The following is a 9,881-nucleotide window of genomic DNA, read 5'->3' as shown; positions in this document are numbered from 1 at the left end:
GGCGCCAGCTGCCGTTCTTCGTCTGGCTGATCGCGCTGTGGATGCTGCTGTGGGGCCAGTTCACCGTGCTCGCACTGGTCAGCGGCGTCGTGGTGGCGATCTTCGTCACCCGCGTGTTCCGGCTTCCGCCGGTGGAGCTCTCGGGCCGGATGAACCTCTGGTGGGGCCTCGTCTTCGTCGTCACGTTCTTCGGCGCGGTCGTCCGCGGTTCGCTGCTGGTGGCGTGGCAGGTGCTCAACCCCACGCGGTATCCGGGCACGGCCATCGTCGCCGTGCCGCTGCGCACCGACGACGACCTCATCATGACGCACGTGGGGGTCACCGCGTCGCTCATCCCCGGGTCCCTCGTCGTCGAGGCTGATCGCGACCGGCGCATCCTCTATCTGCACGTCATCGGGGTCTCGAGCGACGAGGATGTGCGCATGCAGCGACGGGCGATCCAGGGCTGGGAGGCGCGGATCGTGCGCGCGGTGGGATCGCGGGCCCAGCTGGAGAAGATCCAGGCGGCGGGCGTGGAGACGCCTCGTCAGGGGGGTGCACCGCTGTGAACATGCTGCTGATCGCCATCTACGTCATCTTCGCCGTGTCGGGCCTGCTGACGGTGTGGCGCATCATCAAGGGTCCGTCGATCCTCGACCGCGCCGTGGCATCCGACGTTCTTCTCACCCTCGTGATGTGCCTGCTCGGGGCGGACATGGCCATCAACCACCACACGCGCACGCTGCCGGTGCTGCTGATCATCGCCGCCGTCGGTGTGTTCGGCTCGATCTCGATCGCGCGCTTCGTCGCGAGAAGGGACACCACCGAGCAATGAACGCCGTACTCGACATCGTCTCCGTCGTCCTCATCCTGCTGGGGGCGGTGCTGTGCCTCACGGCCGCGATCGGTCTGCTGCGCTTCCACGACGTGCCCAGCCGGCTGCACGCCGCGACCAAGCCGCAGGTGCTGGGGCTCATCCTCATCTGTCTTGCGGTGGCGCTGTCGGCGCGGTCGTGGGCGGTGGTGGCGTTCCTCTTCGCGATCGTGCTCGTGCAGCTGGCCACCGCGCCGCTGTCGGCGCACATGGTGGGCCGCGCCGCTTACCGCAACGGCACGATCGACGAGCGTTCCCTGTTCGTCGACGAGCTGGCCCAGTCCCGCGAGACTCCGCCCGCCGCCGGCGGCTGACGCTCGCGAGACTGGCCCAGTCCCGCGAGACCCCGCCCGCCGCCGGCGGCTGACGCTCGCGAGTGAGTATTCGCGTCGCCGAGTGAGTATTCCCGCTCTCAGGCGTCGTGCAGGCGAGACAGCACGCCGATGACCTGGCGGTGCCACTCCCGCGCCGCCGGCAGCGCCCCGGTGTAGATCGCCGCGTCATGCGACACACCCTGGTATCGCACCGCCGTCGCCGCGACGCCGTCGGCGCGCAGCCGCGCCGCGTACTCGGCGCCGTCCCGCCGCAGCGGATCGTACTCCGCGGTGAGGATCACAGCCTCCGGCAGACCCGCATGCGACGCCGCGCGCATCGGCGAAGCCAGTTCGCTGTGCCCGTCGGCCCTACGCGGAAGGTACGTCCCGGCGATCGACCGAAGCTCCCGCATCGCGAGGAAGCTCGGGATGCCGAGCGCGCGCGTCGCCGCCAGGTCGATGTGCCCGCCGGTGAGATCGGTCACCGGCACTTCCAGCAGCTGCAGGCGGATCGGCAGGCCCGCCCGGTTGCGGTTCGCCAGGGTCAGTGCCGCCGCGATGCACCCCCCGGCCGAAGTGCCGGCCACCCCGAGTCGCTCGCGGTCGACGCCGAGCGACGCGGCGTTATCGTGCAGCCACAGCAGCGCCGCGTACGCTTGCTCGACCTGCGTCGGGAAGCGGTGCTCGGGCGCGAGGGCGTAGTCCACCGCGACCATGACGACACCGGCCTCCGCCGCGCGGCGGCGGCACGCGGCATCCGTCGTCGGGTAGTCGATGCCGCCCTGGCGGAAGGCCCCCCCGAAGAACGTCAGCCATGCCGGCAGCGGGTCGGACCCCGCGGCATGCGGGTAGTAAAGGCGCACTCGCACGGGGGGATGGCCGGCCACCGGCACCTGGTGGTCGACGATACGCAGGTCGGGGCCGGCAGTGCCCACCGTCGCCAGTTCGGTGCGGTCCCACGCGAGGGCGGCGCGCCGGTGCTTCGCCCGCGCCCGGGCGCGGGCCCGGGCACGGTCCTGCTGTGGGGTGCTGACGGGGCGCTCGGATGTCGCCGGAGCGGCGGCCCGACTCTCGCCGCTGTCGGCGCCGCCGTGGGTGTCGGCCGCCGGACTGGACGCGCCCACTGCAGCGCGCCCGCCGGACCTTCGCGCCGCGCGCGCCGTGCCGGACACTCGCACCATCGCGGTGCCGGTGGCCTCGGCGGCTCCCGCGCCGCCGAACACGCCCAGCCAGCCCGCGATCCGGGCGCGGACCGCGTCGACGTTGCGCTGGATCAGGTACCGGCGGTGCACCCGAAGGCGCTCGGCGAAGAACGGGTCAAGGGGCATCGCGGTTTCCTCCCGGACGGGGGTTTGATTCTAAGAGTGTTCTGTGCGCTCGCAACGCGTGCTGCGGCGCAACACGTCGTGGGCCCGAACGCAACCCCTTCAGCCGTCGCGCCGACCGTGTTGAATGGAGGCATGAGAAGAGATCTCCTGCGCGCGGGGCACGAGGCGGCGCGGCACGCTGATTCCCTTCCCCCTGGGCTCCGCGCGACGGATGCGGAAGCATGACGGCAGCGGCATCCACCGCGCCGGTGCGCGTGAGTGTGGTCGTCCCCGTCTTCACTCCGGGCGCCGGGTTCGATGAACTGATCGCGTCGCTGGACCGGCAGACGCTGAGCGCGCGTCAGTTCGAGGTGCTGCTGTGCGACGACGGCTCGGGCGAGCCCACCGAGGGTCGGCTGGCCGAAGTCGCGCGCCGCCGGCCGAACGTGCGCGTGCTGACCCTGCCGCACAGCGGCTGGCCCGGCACGCCCCGCAACCAGGGCATCGATGCGGCCCGCGGCGAGTACGTGTTCTTCGTCGACCAGGACGACTGGCTCTTCGACGGTGCGCTCAAGGATCTCTGCGACTACGCCGATCGGCATGGCTCGGACGTCATCGTCGGCAAGGAGGTCGGCGTCGGCCGCCGCATTCCGGCCGGCATCTTCCGCCGCGATATCCCGCACGCGCAGCTGGGCGTCGACCCCCTGCTGGAGATGCTGACCCCGCACAAGATGTTCCGCACGTCGTTCCTGCGGCGCAACGGCATCCGCTTTCCCGAGGGCCGGGTGCGGCTGGAAGACCACCTCTTCGTGATGCAGGCGTACTTCGCCGCCGAGACGATCTCGATCCTGTCGAGCCGCCCGTGCTACGCGTGGGTCAAGCACCCCGGCAGCGCCAGCGCCGCGCGCATCGATCCGGACACCTACTTTCCGCACTTGGAACGGGTGCTGGACCTCGTCGATGAGCACACCGAGCCGGGGCCGCTGCGCGACACGCTGCTGCGCCACTGGTACCGGGGCAAGATCCTGGCGCGGCTCGAGGGAAAGCGGATGGTCCGCTACCCCGCGGAGTACCGCAAGCGCTTCCTCGACGTCGTGACTCCGATCGCGCAGCAGCGGTTCGGGCCGGGTGTGGCCGAAGGGCTCACGTTCCCGTTGCGGGTGCGATCGGCCCTGCTGCGCGCCGGGCGACGCGACGATCTCCTGCGGTTCGCCGAGTTCGAGGCGGGCATCGAGTGCCGCGCCGACGTGGCATCCGCCCGCTGGTCGCGCGGGGGACGGCTCGCGCTGACCGTGCGGGTGCGGTTCCTGCGCGACGGGCGGGAAGGGACGGACGCCCTCGCATTCGAGCGGGTTCCGGCGGAGGGGGAGGCCGCGGGGGAGGATGCCGGTGCGGCGGTTGGTTCCGCTGCGGCCACGGAGTCGGGCGCAGACGTTGCGGCGCCGCTCGCAAAGACCGTCACTCTCTGGAAGCCGCCGGAGGAGCTCGGCGCGGACTTCCTTTCGGCGCACGTTCGCGACGCGTCACGCGATCTCCGTCTCGATCGCGTGGAGCTGACCCTGCTCGAGGGCCTTGATCGCACGGAGCGGCGGATCCCCGGGCGCGGTCGCCTCACGAGCGGTCGCGCTCGCGTGCAGCTCGACCCGCTGCGGGTGTTCGCCCGTGACGATGCGTCTCACGGAGGAACCCTCGTCGCGCGCGTCCGCCATGCCGGGTGGACGTTCGAGACGCCGTTGCGGGCCGAGCCGGCGGTGCTGGCCGAGGCGAAGCGATCGCCGCTTCTGGCGGGTCGGGTGTGCGGCATCCGCGCCGGTGAGGACGGTTCCGTGCAGCTGTACCGCATCTGGCCGGGTGGGCGGCTGCGCGATCTGACCGCCCGGGCGGTGCGACACATGCCGCTGGAGCGTGCGCGCAACCTCGCCGCGAAGGTGGTTCGACGAGCCCGCGCCGTCAGACGCTGATCCGGTGCGGTCGCAGCGACCGGAAGATGCACTCGATGGCCTGAATACTCACTCGGCGTCGCGAATACTCACTCGCGAGCGAGGGAAGGGGCCGTGCGGATCCCGAAGGTCTCGCGCAGGGCGGAGCGCGCGGCATACCACCCCGACAGGCCGTGGACTCCGGGCCCCGGGGAGGTCGACGCCCCGCACAGATACACGCCGGGGAGGGGCGTGCGCCACGGATCGGTCGAGAGCACCGGGCGGCGCACCAGCTGGCGCAGGGTCGCGGCCCCCGCGCTGATGTCGCCGTCGATGTAGTTCGGATTCTCTTCGGGCAGCTGCGCCGCGGTGACGCTGCGGCTGTCGAGGATGAGGTCCCGGAAGCCTGGCGCGGCGCGTTCGATGGTCCGGATGATCGCCTCGCGCTGATCCACCGTCGAGCCGGCGGGCACGTGCGTGTAGGTCCAGAGCGTCTGCGCGTCGCCCGGCGCGCGCGTGTCGTCGAGCACCGACGGCTGCGACACCAGCACGTACGGCTCGGCGGCGTGCCGCCCGTGAGAGACCTCGTTCTCGGCCAGGGCGATGTCGCGTCGCGTGCCGCCCAGATGCACCGTTCCCGCCTGCGCCACGCGGGGATCGGCCCAGGGAACCGGACCCGACAGTGCGAAGTCGACCTTGGCGGCGGCATTGCCGTAGCGGAACGCGTGCAGCGCGCGTCGGTAGCGCGGCGGCAGCTCGTCACCTGCCCACCGCAGCAGTGCACGCGGCGTGACGTCCATCACCGTCGCGCGGGCAGCCGGGAGCTCCCGCAGCGACGTCACCTCGTGGTCGGTGATCACTTCGCCGCCGTGGGCGACGATGTCGGCGATCATCGCGTCGACGATCGCCTGGCTGCCGCCACGGGGGATCGGCCAGCCGCCCGCATGCGCGTGGGCCTGCAGCGCCAAGCCCGCCCCCGCGCCCACGAGCGAGGGCTGGTGCACGATGGCGTGCGCCGACACCCCGGTGATCATCGCCGGCGCCGTCTCATCCGAGAATCGTGCGTTCCACAGCGGCGTGCCCTGCTCGGCGGTGCGCAGGGCGAAGAGCGCGGCCGTCAGCGGGTGCTTCGGGATGCCGACCAGATTCGACCCCGTGAACTGCGCGATCTCGAGCGAGCGGGCCGCGAGCGGGGCGAACAGGCGCCGGTACGCCGGTCCGTCGCGGCCGAGTTCGGCGGCGGTCTGGTCGACGTCGCGGTAGGCGATCCCGGCGCGACCGGGCAGAGGGTGGGCGAACGACACCTGCGGCGTCAGCAGCTCGATGCGCCGGCTGAGCTCGAACGCGCGGAAGAACGGCGATGCCACGGCGAGCGGGTGCACGGCCGAGCATCCATCGTGCCGGAACCCCGGCAGGGTGAGCTCCTGGGTGCGCGCGCCGCCCCCCGCCTGCGATGCCCGCTCATACACGCGCACCGCCAGCCCCGCCCGGGCGAGGGTGACGGCGGCGGCCAGGCCGTTGGGTCCCGCGCCGACGACGACGGCGTCGGGCGTGCTCATACGGCTCCGTGCACGGACCGGTCCTCGTGCGCACCGGCATCCGCCTGGCCGGCATCCGCCGCGCGATCGTCGCCCGTCGCGTCACCGGCGGCGTCGCCATCCGGGGCATCGGTCATGCCGGAGGACTTCACCGCCTCGTGTGCCTCGTCCGCCGCGGCGACGTCGTCGCGGGCCTCGCTGCCGGCCTGCGTGTCCGCCGTCTCGGGGATGTGGGGACGCGCCATCTGGCCGCCGTCCTGTCGCTCGAGGCGGCGCCCCTCGGCGAGGAATGCCAGCCGCCGCAGCGTCTCGCGGTTGCGCAGGCGCATCAGCGGCGCCCACACCGCCCGGGGAAGCAGTCGCGCCGGGCCGGTCACGGGCTCTTCGCCGATGCGCACGAGGCATCCATCGCCGTGCTCGCGCACGTCGATCGCCACCACAGCCCGGCCGATGGGTCCGCCTTTGGCGCGCAGGCGCAGGCGTCGCGACGGGGACCATTCGACCACCTCGGTCTCATCGTCGATGAGGATCGGCCAGGCGCCGACCGAGTGGTGGATCTTCGACCCCGGCTCGGGCCATTCCGGTGCGACGGCGCGCATGCGGGAGGCGCCCACCACCCACACGGGATAGAGCCAGCCGTCGGCGAGGACGGCGAAGACATCGTCGGGCGTACAGCGCATCACGCGGGCGTTGCCGGCAGTCATGGGAGCTCCCCTCGTCGGTGCTCCGATCGTAAGCGAGCCCTCCACGGCCCGTCGGGGGGTTGCATCCGGGGGGCGGGTCTGCTGGGCACGCGCGTCGCCGTCCCCCGGGATCAGGATGCCGGGACGAGCACCAGCTCATGCGTCGCCGCGTCGCGCACCGCGTCATCGCTGAATCGCCACGGGGTCATCTCGGCCCGCTGCCACGTCTCGGTCTGGTCGGTGTAGTTCGGGTGGAAGGCGTGCCCGCTCGTACCGGTGAGGTGGTTCCAGCGCGACGCGTCAAGGTCCGAGAGGTCCACGACCATGCGCATCGACGGCACCGTCACGGTCTCGAAACTCCCGCTGCCGAGCACCCAGCCGCTGGCATCCACCACCGACGCTCCGCCGCCGACCGGATACGGGCCCCGGTTGAACAGCCACTCGATCGGTGCGATGCCCGAAGTCCCGAAGGTCTCGTTGGTCAACGTGAGCGCGTGCAGGTCGCCCCACTCCCATTGCGCGGGGTCATCGCCCTGCAGCTCCGACAGGCGTTCGGCGGCGTCCTGCGCGGTGCGCTCCAGCATGTCGCGCTGGCCGTCGACGCCCAGGCCCGGATTGGTCCACCAGGGGTCGGACGGATCCTCCAGCAGTCGGTCCACGACGAGGAACATCCGCGATTGGCTGCCCGCCGGCACCTCTGTGTCGCGCTCCTCGACGAAGATGTTCGCGACCAGTTCGTCCCAGAGCACGTTGGCGTACGCCGCGGCGGGGGATTCGGCGGAGTTCTGCGTGTCCCAGTCCTGCAGCAGCGCGAGGGCGGCATCCGTCTGCTCATCGCCGGTCTGCAGGTCGGCGTAGGCGGCGGCGAGGCGCTTGCCCATCCAGAATTGGGCGTCGGCCTGGATGTCACGCATGTCGTCGGCGGTCAGCGGACCGGCGGCGGCTTTCTGCTCGATGAGCTCGGTGATGCGTGCCGCCCGCCACCCGTAGTCCCAGTCCCCGGTGAGGTAGTAGGGGTACTCCTCGTCGACGACGGCGTTGTTGGCCGTGACGATGTATCCCTCGTCGGGGTTGTAGACCACGGGGAGCTCGTCGAACGGGATCATGCCCTGCCAGTCGTAGGCCGAGTCCCAGCCGGGCTGGGGGAGTGACCCGTCACCGGCGCCGCGGATGGGCAGGCGCCCGGGCGTCTGGTACCCGATGTTGCCCTCCCGGTCGGCGTAGACCAGGTTCTGCGCGGGCACGTCGAACAGCGCCGCCGCCTGTCGGAACTCGGCGAAGTCGGTCGCGCGGTCAAGGGCGAAGATGGATGCCGCGGTGGACCCCGGTTCCAGCGCCGTCCACCGCAGGCTGACGGCGTACTCGGTCTCTCCGGTGGGCGCGTCCACCGCCCCGGCCTCGGTCGCCGGGTCGTCGGCGATGGCCGTGAACTCCCCGGTCAGTCCCGAGACGATGGGTCCGTGGACGGTGGAGCGGATCTCGAGGGTCACGGGGTCGCCGCCCGCCACCTCGACGGTCTCGGTGCGCGTCTGAAGCGGCACCAGCGCGCCGTCCCGCCAGTACTGGTCGCCCTCCACCCGCTCCACGTACAGGTCGGTGACGTCGCTGGTGAGGTTGGTGAAGCCCCACGCGATGTCGCGGTTGTGCCCGATGATGACCCCGGGGACGCCCGAGAACCCGAATCCGGAGACATCGAAGGGACACTCCGCCGACACGTCGCGGCACCGCAGATGACTCTGGTGCCAGACGCTCGGAAGCGAGGCGCCCAGATGCGGGTCGTTGGCCAGCAGTGGCATGCCCGATTCGGTCAGGTCGCCGGAGACCACCCACGAGTTCGAGCCGATGCCTTCTCCGGCGTCGCCGAGCAGCAGCGCCGCGGCCTCGATGACCCCGTCGACTTCGACCCAGTCGATCGACGCCGTCGCGGCATCCGCTTCGGCATCCGCTTCGGCATCCGCCGCAGCAGAGGGCGCGTCGGGCGTGATCGTCGGGACGATGACCGGGTTGCGCTCGAACGGGTACGTGGGGAACAGTGCCGACACCTCGTCGGAGGAGTGATCGCGCGCCATGAGCGCGCGGTCGGTCTCGACCTCGATGTTGCTGCGCAGGTCCCACGCCATCGCCTTCAGCCATGCGATGGAGTCCACCGCCGTCCAGGGCTCGATGCGGTAGTCGGCGTTCTGCAGTCCCAGCACGGCGTACTCGAACGATGCCGCGGCGCCGTCGTGGTCGGCGAGGTAGGCGTTCACGCCGTCGGCGTAGGCCTCGTAGTAGTCGCGCGTCGTGTCATCGAGGGCGGTCAGCTCCTGCTCGGCGATCTCGTGCCAGCCGAGGGTGCGCAGGAACAGGTCGGTCTGCAGCTGGCTCTCGCCGAACAGCTCCGACAGGCGCCCGGCGGTCAGGTGGCGGCGGAAGTCCATCTCCCAGAAGCGGTCCTGCGCGTGCACGTAGCCCTGTGCGAAGAAGAGGTCGCCCGGTGCGTCGGCGACGATGGTGGGCACTCCCAGCTCGTCGCGCAGCACCTGCACCTCACCGTCCAGGCCCGCGACGGCGACAGTGCCCTCCAGCTGCGGGAACGAGCGCTGAATCGTCCACACCACGGTGCCCGCGGCGATGAGGGCGACCACCACGATCGCGGCGACCACGCCGAACAGCCATCTGCCGACGGTGCGGCTCACCGAGCGGTGTGTCCGCCCGCCCGCAGCTTCGGCTTCGGCCGCGCGCAGGCCGTACGGATCGTCATCGGTCGTCGTGGCACCGCGAGTCGTCATCGAGCATCCTCAGTCCTGCCGTGGATCCCCTTCGAACACGGCGCCTCCGAATGCTATCCCGACTCGGCGCGCGTCCCGCTCCACCGGTTGCGGCCGGGGGAGCGGGGGTGGCTCAGTCGGCGCCGAAGTCGAAGGATGCCGACTCCGACGCCTCGTCGACGGCCTCTGCCAGACCTTCCCGCTCGGCCGAGTAGCGGTCGGCGTGCTCGGTGATCTCGTCCGCACCACCGCGCTCGAGCTTTCCGACCAGTTCGCCGGTGGCGCCGCCGATGAGACCCATGCTGGCGTACTGCTCGAGTCGCGAGCGCGAGTCGGCGATGTCGAGGTTGCGCATCGTGAGCTGGCCGATGCGGTCCGTGGGGCCGAACGCGGCGTCGCCGACGCGCTCCATCGACAGTTTCTCGGGGTGGTAGGACATCGCCGAGCCTGTGGTGTCGAGCACGGTGTAGTCCTCGCCGCGGCGCAGGCGCAGGGTGACCGAGCCGCTGATGGCGGA

8 protein-coding genes and 1 pseudogene are annotated in these 9,881 nt (G+C 71.5%); 4 read left to right on the top strand and 5 right to left on the bottom strand.

All coding sequences use genetic code 11. The annotated features are described in order from the left end of the window. From NQ160_RS12430 to mnhG, 3 genes are all read left to right on the top strand, one after another. Positions 1–548 (top strand): Na+/H+ antiporter subunit E (locus tag NQ160_RS12430; RefSeq protein WP_257515544.1); only part of this gene is annotated, 548 nt, incomplete at its 5' end. Positions 549–550: 2 nt separating this feature from the next. Further along, the gene (locus NQ160_RS12425) at positions 551–814 is read left to right on the top strand and encodes a monovalent cation/H+ antiporter complex subunit F (protein ID WP_306853263.1); all 264 of its coding nucleotides are present in this window, start codon (positions 551–553) and stop codon (positions 812–814) included. After that, the gene (gene mnhG, locus NQ160_RS12420; protein ID WP_257515542.1) at positions 811–1,167 is read left to right on the top strand and encodes a monovalent cation/H(+) antiporter subunit G; all 357 of its coding nucleotides are present in this window, start codon (positions 811–813) and stop codon (positions 1,165–1,167) included. The genes NQ160_RS12425 and mnhG overlap by 4 nt, the downstream gene beginning before the upstream one ends. 98 nt (positions 1,168–1,265) lie before the next feature. On the opposite strand, the gene NQ160_RS12415 is transcribed toward mnhG, so the two are convergent. Next, positions 1,266–2,495: an alpha/beta hydrolase gene (locus tag NQ160_RS12415; RefSeq protein ID WP_257515541.1), complete on the bottom strand. Its 1,230-nt coding sequence runs from the start codon at positions 2,493–2,495 to the stop codon at positions 1,266–1,268. A gap of 221 nt (positions 2,496–2,716) precedes the next feature. Between NQ160_RS12415 and NQ160_RS12410 the strand changes: the two genes are divergently transcribed. Continuing rightward, positions 2,717–4,435, top strand: a complete 1,719-nt coding sequence (locus tag NQ160_RS12410; RefSeq protein WP_257515540.1) for a glycosyltransferase family 2 protein — start codon at positions 2,717–2,719, stop codon at positions 4,433–4,435. A gap of 68 nt (positions 4,436–4,503) precedes the next feature. Here the strand turns inward: NQ160_RS12410 and NQ160_RS12405 are convergent, their stop codons facing one another. The 4 genes and pseudogenes from NQ160_RS12405 to NQ160_RS12390 form a co-directional block, all read right to left on the bottom strand. Beyond that, complete coding sequence (locus tag NQ160_RS12405; protein ID WP_257515539.1) at positions 4,504–5,952, bottom strand: phytoene desaturase family protein; 1,449 nt, start codon at positions 5,950–5,952, stop codon at positions 4,504–4,506. Continuing rightward, positions 5,949–6,635, bottom strand: coding sequence for an SRPBCC family protein (locus NQ160_RS12400; protein ID WP_257515538.1), 687 nt, complete (start codon positions 6,633–6,635; stop codon positions 5,949–5,951). Before NQ160_RS12400 ends, NQ160_RS12405 begins: the two co-directional genes overlap by 4 nt. Before the next feature lie 110 nt (positions 6,636–6,745). Then, positions 6,746–9,385: a penicillin acylase family protein gene (locus tag NQ160_RS12395; RefSeq protein WP_257515537.1), complete on the bottom strand. Its 2,640-nt coding sequence runs from the start codon at positions 9,383–9,385 to the stop codon at positions 6,746–6,748. Positions 9,386–9,497: 112 nt separating this feature from the next. Continuing rightward, positions 9,498–9,881, bottom strand: a pseudogene (locus NQ160_RS12390) (argininosuccinate synthase); the annotation flags it as partial.

Source organism: Microbacterium sp. zg.Y909, from assembly GCF_024626565.1.
This window is presented reverse-complemented; position numbering and strand designations above follow the sequence as displayed.

Coding starts and splice junctions, on each gene's coding strand:
- NQ160_RS12425 (WP_306853263.1), top strand. CDS start 551: ATGCTGCTGATCGCCATCTACGTCATCTTCGCCGTGTCGGGCCTGCTG.
- mnhG (WP_257515542.1), top strand. CDS start 811: ATGAACGCCGTACTCGACATCGTCTCCGTCGTCCTCATCCTGCTGGGG.
- NQ160_RS12415 (WP_257515541.1), bottom strand. CDS start 2,495: ATGCCCCTTGACCCGTTCTTCGCCGAGCGCCTTCGGGTGCACCGCCGG.
- NQ160_RS12410 (WP_257515540.1), top strand. CDS start 2,717: ATGACGGCAGCGGCATCCACCGCGCCGGTGCGCGTGAGTGTGGTCGTC.
- NQ160_RS12405 (WP_257515539.1), bottom strand. CDS start 5,952: ATGAGCACGCCCGACGCCGTCGTCGTCGGCGCGGGACCCAACGGCCTG.
- NQ160_RS12400 (WP_257515538.1), bottom strand. CDS start 6,635: ATGACTGCCGGCAACGCCCGCGTGATGCGCTGTACGCCCGACGATGTC.
- NQ160_RS12395 (WP_257515537.1), bottom strand. CDS start 9,385: ATGACGACTCGCGGTGCCACGACGACCGATGACGATCCGTACGGCCTG.